At 36.4% G+C, this 21,887-nt stretch carries 23 protein-coding genes; 7 read left to right on the top strand and 16 right to left on the bottom strand.

Annotated features, from left to right (window positions below):
* Positions 1–16: 16 nt before the first annotated feature.
* Complete coding sequence (locus ACPLVF_RS05035) at positions 17–832, bottom strand: carbon-nitrogen family hydrolase (protein ID WP_424906736.1); 816 nt, start codon at positions 830–832, stop codon at positions 17–19.
* 212 nt (positions 833–1,044) lie between these two features.
* Here ACPLVF_RS05035 and ACPLVF_RS05030 point away from each other — a divergent pair, with 212 nt between their 5' ends.
* Positions 1,045–2,268: a polysaccharide deacetylase family protein gene (locus tag ACPLVF_RS05030; RefSeq protein WP_424906735.1), complete on the top strand. Its 1,224-nt coding sequence runs from the start codon at positions 1,045–1,047 to the stop codon at positions 2,266–2,268.
* Positions 2,269–2,508: 240 nt separating this feature from the next.
* Here ACPLVF_RS05030 and ACPLVF_RS05025 read toward each other — a convergent pair whose 3' ends face one another.
* A complete protein-coding gene (locus ACPLVF_RS05025; protein WP_424906734.1) occupies positions 2,509–2,814 on the bottom strand; it encodes a hypothetical protein in 306 nt (101 codons plus the stop codon).
* A 10-nt stretch (positions 2,815–2,824) separates the two neighbouring features.
* Complete coding sequence (locus ACPLVF_RS05020) at positions 2,825–3,910, bottom strand: S8 family peptidase (protein ID WP_424906733.1); 1,086 nt, start codon at positions 3,908–3,910, stop codon at positions 2,825–2,827.
* Positions 3,911–4,170: 260 nt separating this feature from the next.
* Here ACPLVF_RS05020 and ACPLVF_RS05015 point away from each other — a divergent pair, with 260 nt between their 5' ends.
* A complete protein-coding gene (locus ACPLVF_RS05015; protein WP_424906732.1) occupies positions 4,171–4,599 on the top strand; it encodes a hypothetical protein in 429 nt (142 codons plus the stop codon).
* A gap of 98 nt (positions 4,600–4,697) precedes the next feature.
* Positions 4,698–5,423, top strand: a complete 726-nt coding sequence (locus tag ACPLVF_RS05010) for a pseudouridine synthase (protein WP_424906731.1) — start codon at positions 4,698–4,700, stop codon at positions 5,421–5,423.
* Between the two features lie 5 nt (positions 5,424–5,428).
* On the opposite strand, the gene ACPLVF_RS05005 is transcribed toward ACPLVF_RS05010, so the two are convergent.
* Positions 5,429–7,033, bottom strand: coding sequence for a TolB family protein (locus ACPLVF_RS05005; RefSeq protein WP_424906730.1), 1,605 nt, complete (start codon positions 7,031–7,033; stop codon positions 5,429–5,431).
* A 20-nt stretch (positions 7,034–7,053) separates the two neighbouring features.
* Positions 7,054–7,851 (bottom strand): Cof-type HAD-IIB family hydrolase, encoded by a 798-nt coding sequence (locus ACPLVF_RS05000; protein WP_424906729.1) that lies wholly within the window; start codon positions 7,849–7,851, stop codon positions 7,054–7,056.
* A 197-nt stretch (positions 7,852–8,048) separates the two neighbouring features.
* On the opposite strand from ACPLVF_RS05000, the gene ychF reads away from it, so the two are divergent.
* Entirely contained in the window at positions 8,049–9,143 is a 1,095-nt protein-coding gene (gene ychF / locus ACPLVF_RS04995; protein ID WP_424906728.1) for a redox-regulated ATPase YchF, read from the top strand.
* 43 nt (positions 9,144–9,186) lie between these two features.
* Here ychF and ACPLVF_RS04990 read toward each other — a convergent pair whose 3' ends face one another.
* A complete protein-coding gene (locus ACPLVF_RS04990; protein WP_424906727.1) occupies positions 9,187–9,357 on the bottom strand; it encodes a PAS domain S-box protein in 171 nt (56 codons plus the stop codon).
* A 13-nt stretch (positions 9,358–9,370) separates the two neighbouring features.
* Positions 9,371–10,108 carry a metallophosphoesterase family protein gene (locus ACPLVF_RS04985; protein ID WP_424906726.1) on the bottom strand — a complete coding sequence of 246 codons (738 nt, stop codon included), beginning with the start codon at positions 10,106–10,108 and terminating at the stop codon, positions 9,371–9,373.
* Positions 10,109–10,198: 90 nt separating this feature from the next.
* Between ACPLVF_RS04985 and ACPLVF_RS04980 the strand changes: the two genes are divergently transcribed.
* From ACPLVF_RS04980 to ACPLVF_RS04970, 3 genes are all read left to right on the top strand, one after another.
* The gene (locus ACPLVF_RS04980; protein ID WP_424906725.1) at positions 10,199–11,302 is read left to right on the top strand and encodes a coiled-coil domain-containing protein; all 1,104 of its coding nucleotides are present in this window, start codon (positions 10,199–10,201) and stop codon (positions 11,300–11,302) included.
* A gap of 111 nt (positions 11,303–11,413) precedes the next feature.
* Positions 11,414–12,067, top strand: coding sequence for a cytochrome c biogenesis CcdA family protein (locus ACPLVF_RS04975; protein WP_424906724.1), 654 nt, complete (start codon positions 11,414–11,416; stop codon positions 12,065–12,067).
* Between the two features lie 39 nt (positions 12,068–12,106).
* Complete coding sequence (locus ACPLVF_RS04970; protein ID WP_424906723.1) at positions 12,107–12,628, top strand: redoxin domain-containing protein; 522 nt, start codon at positions 12,107–12,109, stop codon at positions 12,626–12,628.
* Positions 12,629–12,659: 31 nt separating this feature from the next.
* On the opposite strand, the gene ACPLVF_RS04965 is transcribed toward ACPLVF_RS04970, so the two are convergent.
* The 9 genes from ACPLVF_RS04965 to ACPLVF_RS04925 form a co-directional block, all read right to left on the bottom strand.
* The gene (locus tag ACPLVF_RS04965; RefSeq protein WP_424906722.1) at positions 12,660–13,214 is read right to left on the bottom strand and encodes a pyruvate kinase alpha/beta domain-containing protein; all 555 of its coding nucleotides are present in this window, start codon (positions 13,212–13,214) and stop codon (positions 12,660–12,662) included.
* 33 nt (positions 13,215–13,247) lie between these two features.
* Positions 13,248–14,423: an aspartate kinase gene (gene dapG, locus ACPLVF_RS04960; protein WP_424906721.1), complete on the bottom strand. Its 1,176-nt coding sequence runs from the start codon at positions 14,421–14,423 to the stop codon at positions 13,248–13,250.
* Positions 14,424–14,433: 10 nt separating this feature from the next.
* Positions 14,434–15,447 (bottom strand): aspartate-semialdehyde dehydrogenase, encoded by a 1,014-nt coding sequence (locus tag ACPLVF_RS04955; protein ID WP_424906720.1) that lies wholly within the window; start codon positions 15,445–15,447, stop codon positions 14,434–14,436.
* Positions 15,448–15,561: 114 nt separating this feature from the next.
* A complete protein-coding gene (locus ACPLVF_RS04950) occupies positions 15,562–16,563 on the bottom strand; it encodes an aspartate kinase (RefSeq protein ID WP_424906719.1) in 1,002 nt (333 codons plus the stop codon).
* 237 nt (positions 16,564–16,800) lie between these two features.
* Positions 16,801–17,649, bottom strand: a complete 849-nt coding sequence (lipA, locus tag ACPLVF_RS04945; protein ID WP_424906718.1) for a lipoyl synthase — start codon at positions 17,647–17,649, stop codon at positions 16,801–16,803.
* Positions 17,628–18,329: a lipoyl(octanoyl) transferase LipB gene (lipB, locus tag ACPLVF_RS04940; protein ID WP_424906779.1), complete on the bottom strand. Its 702-nt coding sequence runs from the start codon at positions 18,327–18,329 to the stop codon at positions 17,628–17,630. Before lipB ends, lipA begins: the two co-directional genes overlap by 22 nt.
* Positions 18,330–18,342: 13 nt before the next feature.
* Positions 18,343–19,161: a purine-nucleoside phosphorylase gene (locus tag ACPLVF_RS04935; RefSeq protein WP_424906778.1), complete on the bottom strand. Its 819-nt coding sequence runs from the start codon at positions 19,159–19,161 to the stop codon at positions 18,343–18,345.
* A gap of 116 nt (positions 19,162–19,277) precedes the next feature.
* On the bottom strand, positions 19,278–20,450 hold the full coding sequence (locus ACPLVF_RS04930) for a phosphopentomutase (protein ID WP_424906717.1): 1,173 nt from the start codon (positions 20,448–20,450) through the stop codon (positions 19,278–19,280).
* A gap of 15 nt (positions 20,451–20,465) precedes the next feature.
* Positions 20,466–21,800, bottom strand: coding sequence for a pyrimidine-nucleoside phosphorylase (locus ACPLVF_RS04925; RefSeq protein ID WP_424906716.1), 1,335 nt, complete (start codon positions 21,798–21,800; stop codon positions 20,466–20,468).
* Positions 21,801–21,887: the final 87 nt, after the last annotated feature.

The following is a 21,887-nucleotide window of genomic DNA, read 5'->3' as shown; positions in this document are numbered from 1 at the left end:
AACCGCCTCCTTTTTATTAATATAAATCCGGCCTTCGGTCTTCATAAACCGGAAGGTATCTTCTTACTTTCTCTATCTTACCGAGGTTAATAGTATGGCAAAAAACACACTCTTTGTCCTCAAGCTCAACCTCTACTTCGCCCCACGGGTCAACAATCAAAGATGCTCCCGGAAAAATCACATTCCCCTGCTTACCTGCCCTGTTTACACCTATTACGTAAATCTGATTTTCTATTGCCCTTACAACATTTAATAGCCTCCAGTGTTTGTCCCGGGGCATGGGCCATTGAGCAGGAACAAAAAGCACCTTTATACCTTCGAGGGCTATTTTTCTAATAAATTCCGGGAAACGAAGATCATAGCAAATAATTACGCCACATTTTATTCCGTCAATTTCAAAGGTAGCTATTTTACTTCCTGATGCAAGATATTTATCTTCATTCATAAGCCTGAAAAGGTGCACTTTATCGTATCTTGCCATAACTTCGCCGAAGCGATTTATTATATAAGAAGAATTATAAATCTTTTTACTGCCTTCCTCTTCCCGTTTATCTGCAATGGAGCCAGCAACAATATTCACAGCATAATTTTTAGCCAATTCCTTTAGCTTTTCTATAGAAGGTTTTCCTTCTTCATCAGCAATATTATTAAGATTTTTCAAGTCGTATCCTGTATTCCACATTTCAGGCAAAACCACAACATCTATATTTTTGTTATGGTCCAAAGCTTCCTTTATTTTATTCAAAACTCTATTTATATTATTCTCAACCCTTCCATCTTCTATTTGCAATTGTATTAAAGCCACTTTTAAACTCTCTTTTTTGTCGCTCATAAATTGTAAATTCCCAACAATACCCGAACTTTTATAAAAGGAAATTGTTCGGATAACCGGGATATTTTTAGTCCGCCTTTTTTTACGTGCCATCTCCCGGCAGGCGGTATTGAGGCACAAAGTTACGTATGATATACTTAATATATATTATATTTAAAACTATTTATATAGCAAATTATATCATTAAAACTTACTCCTTTGGAGGAAATGAAATGAAAAAAAGACTGTTTAAATTAATAATCTCTAATGTTTTTATTTTATCTTTATATATGTCTTCCCTTATTACCACCGTGTTTCCCATTATAGAACTGACAAATTCACCCTCTCACGTCACAGTGCTTTGTTATCATCATATCACCGATGAACCCTTGTTAAATTTTTCCACCACAAAAGCAATAATAACAAAAGAAGAATTCGAATCCCAGATGAAATACCTTTTTGAGAACGACTACCATACCGCATCTTTATCTGAAATCGAAGAATATCTTTACAATAAAATACCCTTACCAGAAAAAACGGTATTAATAACCTTTGACGATGGTTACGAATCAGTATACAAAATCGCATATCCAATATTAAAAAAATACGGTTTTAAAGCGGTTGTTTTTTTAATAGGTTCCAGCATAAAAAAGGATGAAAACTCAAAAGTAATAACTAAGTTTAAACATTTAAATGTTAAACAAATCTTAGAGATGCAAAAAAGCGGAGTCTTCGAATTTGGTTCTCATACTTTTAACATGCATAGATTAGTTGATAAAAAATCCATTCTTACCTTAAGTAGCAAGGAAGAAATCGCTAAAGATTTTGAAGAATTAAACGGAGTTTTTGAAGAAATAGGCCTTCCTAAGCCGAGAGCTATCGCCTTTCCTTACGGTCATTACAATAAAATCGCATTAGAAATTTCCAAAAAATATTATAAACTCGGATTCACCGTCAACCTTAAAGATGGCACGATTTACAAGAGCTCCGATCCTTTTTTACTCAAAAGGATTATAGTGTCCCCAAATACATCAAAGGAAATTTTTTCAGCCATGTTAAAGGGAAGTATTAAAAATATTAATATAATACCCCGTTACCCCAATGTAGCCCGGTTAATTATCAATGAAAAGGAACAAATAAAGTCCTATATAATAGAATCCTTTTCAAAAGGAAATGCAAACTTTGTTGCCGCCAAAGCTTTTTTTGCTCCTCTGGGCGTAGAAACTATATGGGACACTCAAAATAAAAGCATTATACTAAAAAAAGGTGATAATACCTTAAATATATATCATCCCGATGGATTTGCAGTTCTAAACGGTTCTCCATTAAATCATAAAATAAACCTGATTGTTAAAAATGGCAAGGCATATATTATACCCGAAACGGCAACAAAATATTTGGGAATAAACTTAAAAAAGAATAATTTAGAAAAAGCCTTTTTCTATTATAAAGAATAAACACTAAAATTTCACACTTTCCCCCTTATCGCATATTATAAAATTAGAATAACACAAAAAGGGGGTAAACCATAATGACAGAAATCACCAGGAGCGGTTCTTGCAATTGGTGGTGGTGGATCTGCTTGCTCATATTCATAATATTAATTTGCTTCCTCTGCTGCTGTTGTTTCTTTAACATTTTATAATTAATGCATAAATGAAGCCCTGGCTCAATAGGCCAGGGCTCTATTAATTTTGTTAATTCCAGCTTTCGAGCATTTTTTTCATTTCTTCGGGTATAGGCATATCGGGGTAGAGTTTTTCAAACTCAAAAGCTAATTGGCAAACCTGTTTTTTTATTTCCGACGGTAAAATTTCGGCAAAGGATTTCACCATATTTTCAATACTTTCTTGGTCAATATCTTTTATGCCGAATTGCTCCAGCAATTCCTGCGCTTTTTCCATATTATTGGGAGTAATACCGAAATTTGACATGGCTTTTGAAATTGCCTCAGCATCTAAGCCCGTTGATGCAAGAATTTTTTGCAGTTCTTCGAAATTCATAAAATCCCTCCTAATCTAATATTGATAAAGCCCTTTTTACATCTATAAAACCTGCTCCCTGTTTTTCCCGGGGATATCCTAAATCCCTTGCAGAGTTTGAAAGGACTTCTTTCACCTCAGATGGCTTTAAATGTTTTTTACTCAATATTAAAGCCACAGCTCCCGATACATGGGGGCAGGCCATAGAAGTCCCGCTCATTAAGCTGTAACTACCATTGTAATAACAGGATAATATATCGACACCCGGTGCTATAAAGTCCACTTCCCTTCCCTGACTTGAAAATTTAGCAAATTTTCCTCTCTTATCACATGCGGTAACTGCAATAACCTCTTCGTATTTAGCAGGAAAAAGCACGCTGTCTTTCTGTCCCGAATTCCCGGCAGCAGCTACAAGCACAATGTTTTCCTTATATGCCTCTTTAATTGCCCTCTTTAATGCTAAGCTTTCGTTAGGTATACCAAAGCTCATATTTATTACATCCACCTTGGAATTTATACACCACTCAAAGGCTTCCAAAATCCCCGAAAGCTGTCCGTTCCCGTTTTTGTCGAAGGCTTTTACCGAAAAAATTTTTGCGCAGGGAGCCACCCCTACAACACCTATATCGTTATTTATAGCTGCAATTATTCCGCTTACATGGGAACCATGCCCGTTATCGTCTTCGATCATATTTTTTTTAAACGCGCCATAAACCTCTTTAATATTCTCCCGCAAATCGGGATGCTCAGTATCCACTCCTGTATCTATAACACCCACTTTTACCATGTCACCGCAAAAATCATCCCAGCATTCGGGGGCTTTTAATTTTTTAACACCCCATGGAATTTCCTGACCCCTTAAAGAATAGGCTTTTATGGAATCCGGTATAACTTGAAGTTCAAAATTTATGTCCTCTTCTATAGCTTCAATCCAAGGTTCTTCGTTCAATAACCCGAAAATTTCCGCTTCTTTTGCATAGCAAAGTGCCACTTTTAATCTTTTAAAGTTTTTTCCTACGCTTAATCCGTACTTTTTATATATTTCAAATCTTTGCAAAGGCGTTGTATCCTTTTTGAAAATTATTATTTTATTTGCGTAAGAACTGCTGTCTTTCATTTTCCCTCCCCCAATTGTGAAGTATGCCTTTTTTCCCATTAAAACTCAGTAATTATTTTCAATAACTACGTCTATCTGCTATTTTTGCTTTCTGTTTTTGACAGCTACTACCTGTGATTACCAATTTTTAGGGAATCTTCATATTTTTGTTTGACGCTACCCCTCGTTAAAGACTTATAATATTAAAATATTCACCCTAACATATTTATGTGCTAAGGCATATTATAAAATTGATAATATATAATGCGAGGGGGATAAAAATGTCCGATGAAAAGGAAATAAAAAGTGAGGTAGAAAGAAATATAGATATTCACGAAACGTCCGGAAATATTAACGTTGAAGTGTTCGAAAAACCTACAGAAGCAGAAGAAAAAAATAAGGATGACGAAAATTTTTTAATCCTGAGCAAAAAATTGCTCCGTCATACCATCGTAACAGGTAAAATGGAAAATTCTTTAAAAACCGCTGCAAACTCCCTGGATGTTCTTAAAACATTTCTTGATAGCATGGCTTATGTATCGAGTAAGGTAAGGGAAAAACTGCTTGAAACCAATGAAAATTATGAAGTCAAAAATACCTTCCTTCAAGGAAAAAATCTTTTTGCCCCAATGTTTTTAAATTTATTAAACACAGAAGAATTTCGACAGATTATAGCAAATACTTTGGTTCAAGTATTAAATGATAAGTGATTTTTTGAGGTTGGTTCTCAACCTCTTTTTTTATTTAAAAAAATAAAAAAAGATGATAATATAAAATGGCAAAAAAAATATTAAAAGGGGTTTTATTTATGGAAAAAAAAGAAAGGATTGATAAAATTCTCTCCATGTGCGGTTTTGGGACGAGAAAGGATGTAAAAAAAATAATAAAGGAAGGAGAAGTTATGGTAAACGGCGAGGTTATAAAAGACGCCGGTTATCACGTTTTACCCGAAGTAGATGAAATATTGGTTTTTGGGGAAACTTTAGTCTTTAAAAGAAATATTTACATCATGCTCAATAAGCCAAAAGGAGTAATTTGTGCAACCTATGACAAAAAAGACAAAACGGTGGTTGACCTTTTGGAAGGAGAATATTCCCACCGAAACCTTTTCCCTGTGGGAAGACTTGATAAAGATGCAGAAGGATTAATACTTCTTACCGACGACGGAATGCTTGCTCACAAGCTTCTGTCCCCGAAAAGCAAGGTATTCAAAGAGTACTACGTTGAAGTGGAAGGCTACTTGACCCAAGAAGACATTTTAGCCTTTGAAAAAGGCATTCAATTGGAGGATTTTAAGACCCAACCTGCTGAACTTACTATTATTGAAAGCAATAAGGTATCTAAGGCTAAGGTTAAAATAAGCGAAGGAAAATTTCACCAGATCAAGAGAATGTTTGAGGCCTTGGGGAAAAGGGTCGTTTATTTAAAAAGAACAGCAATAGGGGCTTTAAAGCTCGATTCGACCCTTTCCCCAGGCGAATGGAGAGAATTAACGGATGAAGAATTAAAAATATTGAAGGAAAATGTAGATTGATTTCATTAGTTTAAAGGAATTACAATCAGCTTTTCTTGGTCTTCCGGAGTGTTCATAAATACTATAATATTGCCATCCGCAACATAATAATCCCTGAGTATCCCCTTTACTTTAAAAATTTCCCGTGCTTTTCCTTTATAAATTTCAAAAACGTTTATTTCACCATCTTTATTAATCCCTGAAAGAATCAATTTGTCTTTTATAAATGGCAGAGTGTAATACCTTCCGGACATAAAGCTATAATCTTTGCCAAAAACCTCTTTTTCCGAACCGTTTTCAAAATACCTTAATTCTTGCCAACCCTGGCCGTAAGAATCAAAATAGTAATACTCGTTTTTTGAAATCACAGCTGAAGGATAAAATCCCAGTCTTTTTTCACCAGAAATTTTTTTTGACGTTTTTTCATTTAAATCAAAGAACCATAAGCCCTCAAAGGGAATATTAATCATGTTTTCCATATCAAACTTTATGCTGAATTCCCTCAGTTTTCCAGCGTTTTCCAAGGAAATACCCGTAAATAATAAGAAATTTGAGTCTTTGTTAAAATAAAAATATCCAATCCTTTTTTTGCCCTTTTCGTCTTCGAGGGTTACATCAAATTGTTCATTCTCTTTTAAATCCACCACTTTAATGCCATCCCCAATTGGATAAGGCCCATCTTCTCCTTCTACAAATTCAAGTTCCCCTTTTTCATTCTTTTTTAGAAAATAAAAAGCTAAATACCTGCCATCATAAGACCATTGGGGCATGAAATAGTCCGCATCCTTTGATATAGCAACCCTTTGCTCTTTTTTATTTTCCACATCAAAAACGTATATTCCGCGTCTTTCCGGCTCCAAGTAGCTGTAAGCGATAAACCTTCCATCCGGCGAAATCCTCGAATAAAAAAGGCCATCGTAAGAAGGCAGCCCAGATTTTAAAAGAGAAATATTCCCATTATCAAGCTTTATTTGCAAAAATTTTCCCGGTACAAATAATATCACTCTATTTTTCTCGGGTACAAACTTAAAGTTGCCCACATAAAGATTTTCCAGATTTAAGAACGCAAGTTTTTTGCTGTTTTTATTTTGGGTATTAAAGCTATAAAAGGAAAATCCTTTTTCTTTTTCCTCCCCTTCTGCTTTCATATAGTAAAGCGTATCATCTTTCCATCCCAAAATATAAAAAAGATACCCCTGCTGAGCTAAATCCTTGTTAATGCTGTCAACAGTAAATACCGATCTTAAATCCTTTGAGACTAAAAAAAGTTTTATGCCGTTATCGGGATCCTCTGCTACTATAGGGAAATAATTATTATCCGAAGAGGCAAAAGAATCGGTAAGATAATACGTAAAAAAGTGAATATACCCCTTATTGACTGTAGCTTCAATATAAGAAGCATTGTTCATCAAAGGATTTTCGTACCGTAAAAGCTTCAGGTTGCTCAGTTCCACCCCGTGAATTATCACGTCGTCCTTTTCACCCGGTGGGGTACTTGGCTCGGTATTCTGTTGATTTTGGGAAGGCTCTTTTTGAGATTTTATAAGGCTGCAAGATGAAAGGAATAAGAGGGTTAAACACCAACACACAATAAAAAGAAATTTTTTCGTCCTTAAAATTTTAAATAACATTACCTTCTCCTCCTAAATTTTTAAATACATCCTAATAGTATATTTTCAATCAAGAAAGCTACACCCCCCTGATCGTTTCTCTTCGTAATGAACCTGGCTTTTTTCTTCAGAGTTTCTTCTGCATTTTCCACAGCTACTCCGAGCCCGGCTGCTTTTATCAAAGAAATATCGTTAAAATTATCTCCTACCGCACACGCACTGGTTAGAGGTATGTTTAGATACTCGCAAAGTTTTATCAAACCCTCCCCCTTTGAGACCTTTTCCGGAAGAATTTCAAAATAGTATTTGTCGCTTTGTACCGCATTAATATTTATGCCAAATCTTTCTTCTATTTTTGCAATCTCCTTTTTGGTCTTTTCTACATCGCCAACGAGAAGCACCTTGTTTGCCTTTTTTATATCCTCTAGATTCTCAACCCAGTCACAAACTATCCCCTGAACTTCAAAATATAAATCATGGACAGGCTTTTTTTCAGAAATAAAAACCTTGTCGTGAAAATGGACTACAATTCCCACATCAGGGTTATCTTTAAAATTATCCAAAACAATATCATATATCTTCCTATCAAGATACACCGAATATATACATCCCTTCACGGGGTCGTAAAGCTCTCCACCGTTAAACAATATAGCAGGAATATCTATATTCAATTTTTTAATGTAAGGAATTGCTCCTTTTTCTCCTCTTCCCGTAGCAATTGTAAAAAGCCCCCCTTTTTGCCTGTACCTCTCTATTGCCTTTATATTTTCATCAGGAATATTCTTTTTTTCATCAAGCAGCGTCCCATCCAAATCCGTTACTATGAGCCTGTATTTCATGATAGACCCCCTTATTTACAAAAAATATTAATACTGGTCTTTCTAAGTTACACATAGTTAACTATATTTTACTATATTTTAATGCAAATATCTTTTTATATAAACCTTAGCTAAAAAAATTAAATTCAATTTACAAACAGCCGAGCTTTTTATATAATACTTTTTGTGTTACAACCTTTGAAAGGAGTAAATTTCTAATGGAAATCGGGATTGTTGGTCTTCCAAATGTAGGTAAAAGCACCCTTTTTAATGCTATTACCAAAGCCGGCGCGGAATGCGCAAATTACCCCTTTTGCACCATAGAACCAAACGTGGGGGTTGTATCGGTCCCCGACGAAAGGCTTGAATTTTTGGCCAAAATGGAAAATCCGGCAAAAGTTACCCCCGCAGTAATTAAATTCGTAGATATAGCTGGGCTTGTAAGAGGTGCAAGCAAAGGAGAAGGGCTTGGAAATAAATTTTTATCCCACATCCGAGAAGTAGATGCCATAGCCCATGTGGTAAGGTGTTTTGAAGACCCAAACGTCGTACATGTGGACGGAAGGGTAGACCCTATCAGGGATATTGAGACCATCAATTTTGAACTAATATTTGCCGATATGGAGACCTTAGAGAAACGCCTCGAAAAAGCAAAAAAACAGGCAAAATCCGGCGAAAAGCAGTACATTGAAGAAGTTGCACTTCTCGAAAGAATAAAAGAAAACCTTGAAAAGGGAATTCCCGTTCGGGCTATGGATCTTTCTGAAGAAGAAAAGCAAATTGTAAGGCAGTATTTTCTCCTCACTTCCAAACCGGTAATTTATGTTGCAAACATTTCTGAAGAAGACCTACTTTTGAAAAAAGAAGGCGAGCTTTTAAAAAAGGTAAAAGAATATGCTAAAAAAGAAAATGCAGAAGTAATTCCAATTTGTGCTAAAATTGAAGCAGAATTTGCAGAACTTGAGGAGGAAGAAAAAAAGGAGCTGTTAAAGGAATACGGTCTTGAAGAATCAGGACTGGATAAATTAATTAAAGCTTCTTACAAACTTTTAGGACTCATCACCTTTTTTACGGCAGGGCCAAAAGAGGTCCGCGCTTGGACCATAAAAGAGGGCACTAAAGCCCCTCAAGCTGCAGGAAAAATACACAGCGATTTTGAGAGGGGATTTATAAGGGCAGAAGTGATCTCCTTTGAAGATTTGGCAAAATGTAAGAGCCAAAATGAGGCAAAAGAAAAAGGCCTTGTAAGAATAGAAGGCAAGGACTACGTTATGAAGGACGGAGATGTGGTTTATTTTAGGTTTAATGTTTAATAAAAAAGGCGCCTTTTTTAAGGCACCTTTTTTTATTTTGTCCTTATCCTTTAACATACTTCCCGAGAATTTTTCTATTTTCAAGCCCGGTTATCCTTTCATTTGCTTCATTGACATACAAAACCCTTCCCTCTTTATCGGCAATAACTATACCCTCGTGAACATGGTTTAAAATTATCTCAATGTTTTCAATCATTTCGGAAAGAATTTTCATAATACAACCCTACCTATTCTGTAATTCCCCTTACAAGATTTGCAAAAACCTTGGGCAAACCCTTTTCTTCAATAAGCCTTGCACTTTTTTCATAATCATAGGGAACCTTCATTATTTTAAAAATAAAGTCATCTCTATTAATTTCCATGTAAATCCACGTAGCATCCGGACAGAACCTCTTTTTTCCCATTTCTGGCTTCGGTTTTCCCACACTGCCCGGGTTTATTAAAAATTTTCCCTTTACATGTCTTATATAGGGAATATGAGTATGCCCGCAAAGAATTATATCAACATCGTTTTCCTCGAAGTATTTTTCAATCCTATCAGCGGAAACATCTTCGTAAAGGTATTCATTTATCCTTTCCGGGCTTCCGTGGACAGCAAGGATTTTTAAACCTTCCAACTCAATTTTCATCTGCCTTTTCAGGGTTTTCAAAAACTCCCGATTTTCAGGATTTATATTTTCAGAAGTCCACGAGAGGGATATTTCTCCCATCCTTGCTTCTTCTTCATTCTTATAGTCGCAGCCGCAGACTATTTTCCTAAAACCCACCGCCTCATCGTAATTGCCTAAAATAGTGGTGATGTTATTTTCTCTTATAAGCTCTATTACCTCGTTAGGGCTTGCACCGTACCCTACCAGGTCCCCAAGACAAAGTATCTTATCAGGTTTAAATAGTTTAATATCTTCCAGAACGCCTTTTAACGCTTCATAATTAGAATGCACATCAGAAAAAACCGCAATTTTCATGATTACCCTCCTTTTTATTCCTTTAATTTTTATAAATTCAAGGATATTTTAAAAAGCCGTCGAATATTTTAAAAACGGGAGGAAAAATTTATGGCTGCAAACAAAAATAAATTTTTTTTAACATCATTTATATTACTATTCTACCTTATATTTATCCTATTTTCCTGCCCTTTTATTTCTTTTTCTTTTCCTTCTTCTATGCCTTTGCAGGGTCCAAATGAGCAAGAATTGTTAGAAGAAATTTTGTCCCTTGATTCTAAAATCCATGCATTAAAGGAAAAAATAAATTTCCTTAACCATCAAAAAGAAGAATTAAATAAAGCCCTTTTAAGAAATAAAAGGGAAATAAAAAATTTAGATAATGCCCTTAAAGAAAAAAGAAGGAAGCTATCTTCTTTTATTATTTTTGCTTATAAAGGAGGTTTTGGAACTTTTCTTGCTGTGCTTGCAGGTTCTGAAACCTTGGGTGAATTTCTTCGAAGGCTCGATAACATTATCTTTATAACCGAATACTATAATAGTGTGATAGACGAAATGAAAACCTTAATAGTCATAAAAAAGCAGGAGGAAGCAAAAATAATGGAAAATCAAAAAAGGATAGCAAAATTAGAAGAGGAGGCGAAAAATACCCTATTAGAATTGGAAAATGCCAAAATAAAAAAGGAGTATGAGCTCGCGAGGGCAAAAAAATTTCTAAAGGATCCCAAATTCCTTGAGGAACTCAGCAAAAACTGGCAGGTAATATTGCCCTCATTGGATTATCTATTAAAGAATTTGACAGCACTGCCTTGGACATCGATAAGCCCTGACAGGCTTCAGGTCAATTATTTTACGCTTACCGCAAAAGGGGAGTTTTTTGAAAAATCCCTGACGGAAAAGCTTCTTTCGGGAAGGGAAGAATTAAAAAACGTTTTTTTCACAATTACAAAGGAAGGAATTACAGTTTCTGAAAAGGATAAAAATGGTAATATAGTTTACTCCATAACCTGTACAATGGAATTAACAAATGATGGTAAAATAAAATTCAATCCGGTTAAGCTTGAATTTAATGGCGTCACCCTTCCACCAGAAGTGATTAAAGACCTTTTAACAGGGTATGACTTATCCTTTACACCCCCTCCCCTTCCGTATGAATTGAAGATATCTTCTATTGAAACAGATGAAGAGAAATTGATTATGTACTTTAAAAAATAATTGTTTTTAATAATATTGTTATATCTATATATTATAATTTTTTATGCTATAATATAATAAAACAAGGTCAATTAGTCTAAATTTATTATTGTAATAAGAAGGATGATTATAATGAATTACGGTGTTACGTTTTTTTCTGCCTTTATGGGAGGGATTCTCGCATTTTTCTCCCCATGCATTGTACCTTTGCTTCCCGTTTACATCGGAATTTTGGCAGGAAGTGGTGCTGACAAAAAAGCAAATACGGTATTAAACTCCCTTTTCTTTATTATCGGTTTTTCCTTAATGTTTACTTTGCTCGGGCTTTCCTTTACCGCTATAAGTAAGTTTTTTATTATCAATAAAATTATATTTTCCAGAATCGCAGGAATAATTGTTATACTCCTGGGTTTGAACTTACTTGATTTTTTAAGGATTAACTTTTTATTAAAAGAAAAAAGAAAATATATTAACTTCAAAACGATTTCCCCCCTTACTTCCTTTTTGCTCGGGGTTTTTTTCTCAGCCGGCTGGACTCCATGTATCGGCCCAATTCTCTCTGCCATCTTGATTCTTGCAGGGTCAACCCGGGATATAAAGACGGGTTCTTTGCTTTTGATTACCTTTTCCTTAGGCCTTGGCTTACCCTTTTTTATTTTTTCAATTCTTTTTAATGCATCAAAAAAAATTCAAGGAGTTTTTTCCAAGCTTGCACCTTACTCAAAGAAACTTGCAGGTATTTTGTTGATAATTATGGGCATGTTATTATTTTTTAATTTAATTTAGTTTTTTTTTTTAAAAAATTTTTAATGGGAGGTATTATAATTGAGAAAGACCGTAATTTTCGTTTTCGTAACCCTTTTACTGCTTTTTTCCTTAACCGGATGTGCCTCTAAAAGCAGTAAAGCTATTCCCTTCGAAAATAACCAAGCCCCTGATTTTGAACTGAAAGATATTAATGGTAACCCTGTAAGACTTTCTGACTATAAAGGTAAAACCATACTTTTAACCTTCTGGTCCATCAACTGTCCCTATTGTTTAAAAGAGTTAGTAGAGCTTCAAACCTTTTTTTCTGAAATCCCATCAAATACCGTTTTAATAACTGTTAACTTAGACATGGAACAAGAAAAAGTAAAAACGTATCTAAAAGAAAAAGGTTATACATTCCCGGTGCTTTTTGACAACAGGGGAGAGATTATTAAAAAATACTTAATCAGAGGAATACCGCTAAATATCCTCATAGACTGCAACGGTATTATAAAAACCAGAATAGAAGGCGCTTTAACCAAAGATTATATAATAAAAATGATTAATTCCATTGAAGAAGGCATAAAAAAACCTGCCTGACCGTATTCTTAAGCCAGGCAGGTTGCCTTTTTTAATTTTTATTTTTTGGCTTACATAGAATTTCCGAAATCCAAGTTTCCATTATATTTGCGGCATGGGCGGGCTTTAATATGATAGCAGTATCGGCTCCCTCGCTCGTACCTCCTACCGCTATTATTTCCTCACCGTAAGGAATAAGCCCTGCATCCAAAGCCATTGTTGCTACTTCTACGCACACCTTTACTCCCTGGCCAAACATTCGCAAGGTATTTGCTATTATTTCCACAGGGTAAACCCCACCGAATTTTCTGCTTAAACCCCTTTCCGCTCCCGAAAGTACGTGGGTTGTTGTAAGCACCTTAACCCCCTTCTTTATTAATTCCTCCCTTAAATCCTCCGGGAATTCCATTTCGCCCGGAGCTTTATAACCGCAAGCATGAGTAACTATAACGATCTGGGCGTTTATCCCAGCTTCTACTAAAAGCTTTGCTGTTTTACCTTCATTCGAGGCAGCCACTACATATTTTATACCTCTCTCTTCCACAGCATTTTTAACTATTTCCACAGTCTTTTGTGTGTTTTGAGCACCGGGTTTTTCAAAATACATGTTGCACCCTCCCAATATTCCTTTTTGTTATGATTATAGCTCAAACTTTTCGTGTAGGGCAAGTACCGCTTTTTTTACATCCTCTTCTTTAATAAGGCAGGAGATAGTAGTATGGGAATCGGAAGTCTGGAGGATATCTATATTTTCTTTTTTAAGGGCTTCAATAATGCTGAGCATAACCCCGGGAATGCCCATCATGCCCCCTCCAACAACAGTAACTTTTGCAAGGTTTTTCGTAACCTCAAAGGAAACTCCCAATTCCTTCAAGACCTCTGTAGCCTTTGAAACTACATCCTCAGCTAAGGTAAAAATTTTCACATCTGGAAATATGTTTATCATATCTATGCTTATGCCCTTTTGGGCTAAACTCTCAAATATTTTTGATTCTAATTCCTTGTCATTGCTGGGCACCTCTATTTTTAACTGGGCAATATGCGTAGTATGTGCAATACCGGTTACTACCTTTTCAGGCCCTAATTTTATAAGTGTCCCCTGGTTATCGGAAAAGGTAGACCTTACCCTTAGTGGAATATTATGCTGCATAGCAAGCTCTACCGCCCTTGGGTGTATTACTTTTGCCCCGTTGTATGCCATTTCCGTAACTTCCCTGTAATTTACTTCATCAAGCATTTTTGCATTATTTACAAGTTTTGGATCTGCCGTCATTATCCCCTCTACATCGGTAAATATCTCAACACATTCTGCCTTCAAAGCTGCCCCTAATGCTACCGCTGTAGTATCGCTTCCTCCTCTGCCAAGGGTTGTTATTTCTAAATCCTCGGTATAGCCCTGAAAGCCTGCGACAACAGGGATAATTCCTTCTTGTAATGCCTGAAGGATTTTTTCGGGTTTAATATCTAAAATTTTAGCATTCCCGAAATTATTATCTGTAATAATTCCCGCTTGAAAGCCAGTAAAAGCTTTTGCTTTATAACCTTTATCCGCAAAAAGAGATGCCATGACCGAAGCTGATATTATCTCGCCACAGGAAACAAGTAAATCCCTTTCCCTTGCCTCCATTTTTTTACCATTTAAAAGGGATAACAAGGTATCAGTCGCATAAGGGTCTCCCATCCTACCCATAGCCGATACCACTACCACCGTTTTATATCCCTCATTTATCTTATTAAGCACATGCTTTACAACCAATTCCCTTGCACTCGGAGTTGCTACCGAAGTGCCTCCAAACTTCTGAACAACAATTCTCATTATTCCCACCTCAAATTAAATTAAGCTTTATAAGACTTTCGGCAATCTGCACGGCATTATAAGCAGCACCCTTCCTTAAGTTATCTGCGACAATCCAGAGGTTTAACCCACTCTCCACAGTAAAATCCTGTCTTATCCTTCCCACAAATACCTCATTTTTCCCGCTCACAAAATAGGGCATGGGGTATAATTTATTTGCCGGATCATCCTGAACTACAACCCCCTCTGCCTTGGAGAGAATTTCAATGGCTTCCTCCCTCGTAATCTTATTATAAAATTCCACATTTACGGATTCAGAATGGCAGTTTAAAACAGGCACCCTAACAGTAGTAGCGCTGACTTTAATGCTTTTATCCCCCATAATTTTTTTTGTCTCGTGGACCATCTTCCACTCTTCAAGGGAATAACCCGTTTCATCAAAAACATCTATATGAGGAAGCAAATTAAAAGCTATTTGATGAGGATAAACTTTTGCTTCGGTCTGTCTACCATTTAAAATATCTAAGGACTGAGTTTTTAATTCTTCAATAGCCTCTAATCCCGTACCCGATACAGCCTGATAGGTGGATACAACTACCCTTTTTATTTTCGCCCTGTCATGAAGGGGTTTTAATACCACAACCATTTGAATAGTCGAACAGTTGGGATTTGCTATTAAACCCTTATGCCAGTAAAGGTCTTTCAAGTTTACTTCTGGAACAACAAGGGGCACATCCTCGTTTAATCTAAAGGCATTGCTGTTGTCTATTACAACAGCTCCCCTTTTTACTGCTTCAGGTGCAAGTTTTAAGCTGATGTCCTTGCCTGCCGAGAATAAAGCTATGTCTATACCTTCAAAGTCTTGAGGCTGTGCCTCTTTTACCCTGTAAGGCTTTCCCTTGAATTCAATAGAAATACCTTCTGACCTTGATGAAGCAAGCAAAAGCAAATTGTTAACGGGAAAATCCCTTTCCTCCAATACTTTTAGCATTGTCCTGCCAACTGCGCCGGTAGCTCCGACAACAGCTACATTGTATTTTTTCATTTTTGATCCTCCTTTTGATGAATAGTGTTGCTCATCATGATATTTAAAAAGAATTTTAAAACATAATAACAATCATGTCAATAAATATAATATGAAAAATTTATTAAATTTGACTCAAAAAGAAATTGCCTTTTCTTCTATATTTTCCGCAAAAAATTCGTGATAAATTTTTAAAGCAGCATCCTTTGCTAACTTATTATTTATTAAAATTTTAAATGCATACATGCTCCAGTATATTTCTTTATACTCATAATTTTTTAGTATATTTCTTACTTTCCTCTCAATGGATTTACTGAACCTACTTTCATCATTTAAAATTATGGAAATTTCGCCTTCTTTTACTACAATTCCGGTAATATACTCCTTGGAGTTATCAAAACCCACAAGGGTACCCTCTTCATTGGAAAAGGTGGATTTTACGTAAAAGGGCAAGTTAAACCTTTTTGCAAATTCAACGGCTTTTGGATGCATCACTCTTGCCCCACAAACAGCCATGTTTATCATCTCATCAAAGGAGATGTTTTTTAAAAACTTAGCATACGGGCATATGGACGGGTCTATCACTGCAACACCGGGGACATCAGTGTAAATTTCAACTTTATCAGCATTAAGGTAGCCTCCTATTACAACAGCGGATATGTCGCTTCCTCCACGCCCTAATGTGGTAATTTCAAAATCCTTTGTAATACCCTGAAATCCAGTTATTACCGGAATTTTCCCCTCTTTTAATAAACGTTTTATGTTATCGGTTTTCACATCTATTACCTCTGCATTGCCAAAATTGTCATCCGTTATTATGCCAGCCTGAAAACCTGTCAAAGCAACCGATTGATATCCTTCATTTTCAAGCATAGCAGCAATAATGACTGCAGAAATAATTTCTCCACAGGAAAGTAATAGGTCTATATTCCTTAAATTAACATTATTTGAATGCTGGTAGATTAGGTCCAGCAGAGTATCCGTTGCATAAGGGTCATTTCTTCTTCCCATAGCTGAAACCACTACTACCACATCATGCCCTTCTTTTTTTGCTTTTATTATTTTCTTTACTGCTTTTATTCTGTTTTCAAAGTTATTTAATGAAGAGCCTCCAAATTTTTGAACAATAAGTGCCATATTGGTACCTCCTTCTTGTAATATTTTAAGCTTAATATGTCTTTGTGTTATGGACATTTGTTCATGTTATAAAAACATATTGGTATATTATATTCGACATAAATTTAAAATATCCTTTTATTTAAATTATTTTGCTTTTCTGATATTTGAGGATCAAATCTTCAGTCAGCATCCATTTAATTATTAAAAAAGCAACAAAAAAAACCTTTCATCTTCTTGGATGAAAGGTTTTAAAGCTTAATTCTTAAGATAGTTTATTCCCTTTTCAGCATTATAGGAACTTCGGACAAGTGGGCCCGAAGCCACATACTTAAAGCCCATTTCATAACCAATTTTTTCATATTTTTCAAATTGTTCGGGTGTAATGAATTCCTTAACTTCCAAATGCTTTTTCGAAGGCCTTAAATATTGACCTATTGTCATCATATCGCAATCGACTTTTCTCAGATCTTCCATTACCTTTATTACTTCTTCATCGGTTTCTCCCAATCCAACCATAATACCGGATTTTGTATAAATAGATGGGTCCAATTCCTTTACTCTCTTAAGAAGGTACAACGACCTTTCGTAATTTGCCATAGGCCTTACTTCAGGGTAAAGCCGGGGTACTGTTTCCAAATTATGATTAATAATCTCGGGTTTTGCCATTACCACTGTTTTTATGGATTCTTCCTTGCCCTGAAAATCAGAAACCAAAACCTCCACAGTAAGGCCAGGAATCTTTTTAAGTTCACTTATAGTTTTTGCAAAATGACTTGCCCCTCCGTCTTCTAAATCATCCCTTGTAACACACGTTACAACTACATGGCGAAGGTTTAACTTTCTCGCAGCTTCCGCTATTCTTCTCGGTTCTTCCTCATCTACGGGAAGGGGTTTACCTTTATCCACAGCACAAAATCGGCAGTTTCTGGTACATATATTTCCCATTATCATAAAAGTAGCTGTACGCCTGCCAAAGCATTCACCGATATTAGGACAATGGGCGCTCTGACAAACCGTATAAAGTTTACTATCCTTTAAAAAATTCGCCATCTCTTCCAACTGATATTGATTTACTTTAACTTTCAACCATTCAGGTTTTTGCAATTTTGTTCACTCCATTTCAAAAATTCATCTATTGTCATTTCCTTAAAATTTACACAAAATACCTCCTGAAATTTCTGTATTAACTTTTCTTCAACTTCATTTATATCCGCATTTATGCCCAATTTTTGTAAAGAAGTAACACCGTATTCCCTGATACCGCAGGGGTTTATTTTTGAAAAATAGGATAAATCGGTATTAACATTTAAAGCAATCCCGTGCCATGTTATCCATCTTTTTACAGCAACTCCTATGGCACAAATTTTTTCGTCCTCTACCCAGACCCCCGTATATTTTTCCTTCCTCGAACCTTCAATGCCGTAATCTTTCAAAAGCCTTATAACGCACTCTTCTAAAAAATAAACAAACTTGTGAACATCTTTTTCCCATTTGTTGAGGTTTATAATAGGATATGCCACTATCTGCCCCGGACCGTGAAAGGTGATATTCCCTCCCCTTTCCACTTCGTAAACCTCAGCTAATTTTTTTAATTCTTCCATTGGTATTAATATATTTTCAAATCCCCCTGCCCTTCCAATAGTATAAACCGGAGGGTGCTGAAGAGTCATCAAGATCATCTCGGTTCTTTCATTCTTTACAAATTCTAAGGCTTTAAGTTGTATTTCTTTTGCTTCTTGATAAGGGACAATACCAAGTTTTAATAAAATTCCATTCATCACCATCACCATTTATTAACTAAATTCTTTCAATAATACCTAAAATAATTTTTATAAATTTTTCTCCTGCTTTTTTTGAAACATCAAGGACTTCTTCATGGGAGAGGGGCGCTTTGCTTATGCCTGCAGCCATATTGGTAATAAGGGAAATCCCAAAAACCCTTATCCCCATCTGCCTCGCCGCAATAACTTCGGGAACTGTAGACATTCCCACTGCATCCGCTCCAAGTATTTTAAGCATCCTTATTTCTGCTGGTGTTTCATAAGATGGCCCTTTAAAAAAGGCGTAAACCCCTTCTTTAAAACTTACTCCCAATTCTTCAAAGACTTCTCTTGCTATATTTCTTAATTTTTCGTCATAAGCACAGGTCATATCAAAAAATCGAGGGCCCAATTCCTCTATTTCTTCGCCTCCTGCCGGATTTTCTCCTACAAAGTTGATGTGATCCTTTATCACCATCAAATCTCCGGGTTGTAAATTTTCGTTAATACCTCCGGCAGCATTTGAAACTATTAGGGTCTTTATTCCCAAAAGGCCAAGCACCCTTACTCCGAAAACAACCTTATTTACAGGATATCCTTCATACAAGTGAAAGCGCCCCTGCATCATTGCTACATTTTTTCCATAGAAATTACCAAAAATAAGGTTTCCCTTATGCCCCTTTACTGTAGGTACAGGAAATTCGGGAATGTCTTTGTAGGGAATTATTAAAGGGTTTTTTACAAGGTTACCTAATTCCCCTAACCCGCTGCCCAATACAATTCCTATTTCGGGTTTTATTTTTACCGCGTTTTTTAAGTAGGAAACAGCCTTTAAGAGCCTTTCTCTTTCGCTCATAATCCTAAAATTCATCAAGCCCTTTTTATTAAGATTAAATTTTTAAAAGGGGCTTGAGCCGGGATATTTTTTTCCGCCTATATAAAAGGGACCTTCCCGGCAGGCGGTATTGTCCCCTATATTATTATTTTGCTTAAAAAACTTTCTCCGTTTTTTAATCTTTCGCATCCCAGCATCTCGGCAATAGTTTGGCCTATATCAGCAAAGCTCGATAAAGTACCCAAATTTACTCCACTCTTTATCCGTTGCCCGTATACCAAAACCGGCACGTATTCCCTTGAATGATCGGTACTTTCGGTAGTAGGATCGCAGCCGTGGTCAGCGGTAATTATAAGGCAATCAGCTTCTTTCATATGAGAAATTATCTCCGGGATTCTGCTGTCAAATTCTTCAAGGGCTTTTGCGTATCCCTCGGCATCGTTTCTGTGGCCGTAAATCATATCAAAATCTACAAGGTTTGTAAAAATTAATCCCCTTTTTGCTCTTTTCATTGCTTCAATAGTTTTATCGACGCCATCCATATTCCCCTCTGTATGTATCTCTTCCGTTAAGCCCTTTTTTGCAAAAATATCTCCTATCTTCCCAATCCCCCATACCTCATACCCTTTATTTTTTACTTTGTCAAGGAGTGTATCTTCAGGGGGTTTTAATGAAAAATCCTTTCTATTATAAGTTCTTGTAAAATTCCCCGGGGTTCCTATAAAGGGCCTTGCAATTACACGAGCCACCGCGTGCTCTCCCACTAATAATTCTCTTGCAATTTCGCATATTTTGTACAATTCCTCTAAGGGAATAACTTCCTCATGAGCAGCTACTTGAAAAACGGAATCCGCTGAAGTGTATACAATAGGATATCCGGTTTTCATATGTTCCTCGCCCAATTCCTTTATTATTTCCGTCCCCGAAGCAGGATAATTGCCTAAAATTTTCCTCCCTATCCTTTTTTCAAATTCGCTAATCAGTTCTTCCGGAAATCCGTTAGGGTATACGGGAAAAGGCTTTTCGAGAATGAGCCCAGCAATCTCCCAATGACCCGTAGTGGTGTCTTTGCCTGATGATTTTTCCGCCGCTTTTCCGTAAGATGCTATTGGTTCATCACTGTGGCTTACTCCAAGTATATCCGTAATGTTGCCGAGGCCCATTTTTTCTAAATTAGGTAGATTAAGCCCACCAACTTTTTTAGCCGTATTTGCCAAAGTATTGCTTCCTTCATCATTAAACAGCTTTGCATCGGGAAGTTCCCCAATTCCTACACTGTCCAAAACTATAAGTATTACCCTTTCTATCAATTTATCTACCTCGCTTTAGCTTTTATATTCTATGATTTCACTACCGGTAATTTTTGCCCACACTACCTTTCTTTTTGGCACTTTTTCCTTGGAAAGTATAAAAGACTCCTCTACTTCTTTTACCGCCCAATTCAGTTTATCCTTATCATTGGCTAGTATTTTAGCAAGAGGCTTTTCTTTCTCTGAAAAGTCCCCCACTTTTTTAAATATCCAAATTCCTACTCCTAAGTCTATAACATCTTCCTTTTTCTGCCTTCCGGCTCCGAGCTTCATTGCGGTAAGTCCCAACCTCAAAGCATCTATTTCTCTCACATATCCATCTTCCTCAGGATAAACCTCCAAAGTATATTTTGCACCGGGTAAAAGGCTGTAATCCTCTACTACTTTTTCATCTCCACCCTGAGCTTTTATAATTTCTCTAAATTTCTGCAATGCCTTACCGCTTGTTATGTTATCCTTTAATACCTTTATCGCTTCTTCCTTTTCCTTGTAAAGCCCTGATAAAAGAAGCATTTCGGAACCCAATTCAAAACAAAGGTTTATTAAATCCTCATGTCCGTTGCCTTTAAGGGTCTCTATAGCCTCGATTACTTCTATGGAATTTCCTATCGCAAGGCCTAAGGGCTGTTCCATGTCCGTGACAAAGGCTACCGTTTCCCTTCCAGCAAGGTTTCCTATTTTAACCATCAACTCGGCAAGCTCTTTTGCTTCTTCGTAAGTTTTCATAAACGCCCCGCGTCCAAATTTTACATCGAGCACTATTTTATCAGCTCCACCTGCAATTTTTTTGCTCATTATAGAACTCGCAATTAAGGGTATTGAGTCCACCGTTGAGGTGACGTCGCGCAAGGCGTAGAGCTTTTTATCCGCTGGGACCAGGTGTTTTGACTGTCCCGTTATTGCAGCTCCTATTTTATTCACATTTTCAATAAATTCCTCTAAAGAAAGCTCTGTCTTAAAACCAGGAATGGATTCCAATTTGTCAATGGTCCCACCGGTATGCCCGAGCCCCCTCCCGGACATCTTGGCTGCTTTAACCCCGGCAGAAGCCACCAAAGGTATAAGAACAAGGGAGGTGGTATCAGCTATCCCTCCGCTGGAATGCTTGTCAACCTTTACTCCATCAATCTTTGATAGGTCAATCATTTCCCCTGAAGATGCCATTGCTAAAGTAAGGTATGTGGTCTCTTCTTCGTCCATCCCCTGAAAGTAAACAGCCATCAAAAAAGCCGCAATTTGATAATCGGGGATTTCCCCAGCTACATAACCTTTTATCAAAAATTCTATTTCTTCCTTTGAAAGTTTTATTCCCCTTTTTTTCTTTTCAATTATATCAGAAACAAAAAACATACCTTCACCTTCTTTTTTCTCCTTTTTACATTATGAGCTTTTTGCTTTGTACCATTTTTTTTAATTTCTATCACAAATTTATTGCAT

The organism is Thermovenabulum sp. (assembly GCF_049701175.1).
GTDB lineage: Bacteria > Bacillota > Thermosediminibacteria > Thermosediminibacterales > Thermosediminibacteraceae > Thermovenabulum.
The sequence above is the reverse complement of the archived record's forward strand: the minus strand, read 5'-3'. Positions and strand labels throughout refer to the sequence as shown.

Bases quoted from the DNA above. Each gene is read 5' to 3' on its own strand.
- ACPLVF_RS05035 (WP_424906736.1), bottom strand. From the start codon at position 832: ATGAGCGACAAAAAAGAGAGTTTAAAAGTGGCTTTAATACAATTGCAA.
- ACPLVF_RS05030 (WP_424906735.1), top strand. From the start codon at position 1,045: ATGAAAAAAAGACTGTTTAAATTAATAATCTCTAATGTTTTTATTTTA.
- ACPLVF_RS05025 (WP_424906734.1), bottom strand. From the start codon at position 2,814: ATGAATTTCGAAGAACTGCAAAAAATTCTTGCATCAACGGGCTTAGAT.
- ACPLVF_RS05020 (WP_424906733.1), bottom strand. From the start codon at position 3,910: ATGAAAGACAGCAGTTCTTACGCAAATAAAATAATAATTTTCAAAAAG.
- ACPLVF_RS05015 (WP_424906732.1), top strand. From the start codon at position 4,171: ATGTCCGATGAAAAGGAAATAAAAAGTGAGGTAGAAAGAAATATAGAT.
- ACPLVF_RS05010 (WP_424906731.1), top strand. From the start codon at position 4,698: ATGGAAAAAAAAGAAAGGATTGATAAAATTCTCTCCATGTGCGGTTTT.
- ACPLVF_RS05005 (WP_424906730.1), bottom strand. From the start codon at position 7,033: ATGTTATTTAAAATTTTAAGGACGAAAAAATTTCTTTTTATTGTGTGT.
- ACPLVF_RS05000 (WP_424906729.1), bottom strand. From the start codon at position 7,851: ATGAAATACAGGCTCATAGTAACGGATTTGGATGGGACGCTGCTTGAT.
- ychF (WP_424906728.1), top strand. From the start codon at position 8,049: ATGGAAATCGGGATTGTTGGTCTTCCAAATGTAGGTAAAAGCACCCTT.
- ACPLVF_RS04990 (WP_424906727.1), bottom strand. From the start codon at position 9,357: ATGAAAATTCTTTCCGAAATGATTGAAAACATTGAGATAATTTTAAAC.
- ACPLVF_RS04985 (WP_424906726.1), bottom strand. From the start codon at position 10,108: ATGAAAATTGCGGTTTTTTCTGATGTGCATTCTAATTATGAAGCGTTA.
- ACPLVF_RS04980 (WP_424906725.1), top strand. From the start codon at position 10,199: ATGGCTGCAAACAAAAATAAATTTTTTTTAACATCATTTATATTACTA.
- ACPLVF_RS04975 (WP_424906724.1), top strand. From the start codon at position 11,414: ATGAATTACGGTGTTACGTTTTTTTCTGCCTTTATGGGAGGGATTCTC.
- ACPLVF_RS04965 (WP_424906722.1), bottom strand. From the start codon at position 13,214: ATGTATTTTGAAAAACCCGGTGCTCAAAACACACAAAAGACTGTGGAA.
- dapG (WP_424906721.1), bottom strand. From the start codon at position 14,423: ATGAGAATTGTTGTTCAGAAGTTTGGAGGCACTTCGGTAGCAACTCCG.
- ACPLVF_RS04955 (WP_424906720.1), bottom strand. From the start codon at position 15,447: ATGAAAAAATACAATGTAGCTGTTGTCGGAGCTACCGGCGCAGTTGGC.
- ACPLVF_RS04950 (WP_424906719.1), bottom strand. From the start codon at position 16,563: ATGGCACTTATTGTTCAAAAATTTGGAGGCTCTTCATTAAATAACTTT.
- lipB (WP_424906779.1), bottom strand. From the start codon at position 18,329: ATGGTGATGAATGGAATTTTATTAAAACTTGGTATTGTCCCTTATCAA.
- ACPLVF_RS04935 (WP_424906778.1), bottom strand. From the start codon at position 19,161: ATGAGCGAAAGAGAAAGGCTCTTAAAGGCTGTTTCCTACTTAAAAAAC.
- ACPLVF_RS04925 (WP_424906716.1), bottom strand. From the start codon at position 21,800: ATGTTTTTTGTTTCTGATATAATTGAAAAGAAAAAAAGGGGAATAAAA.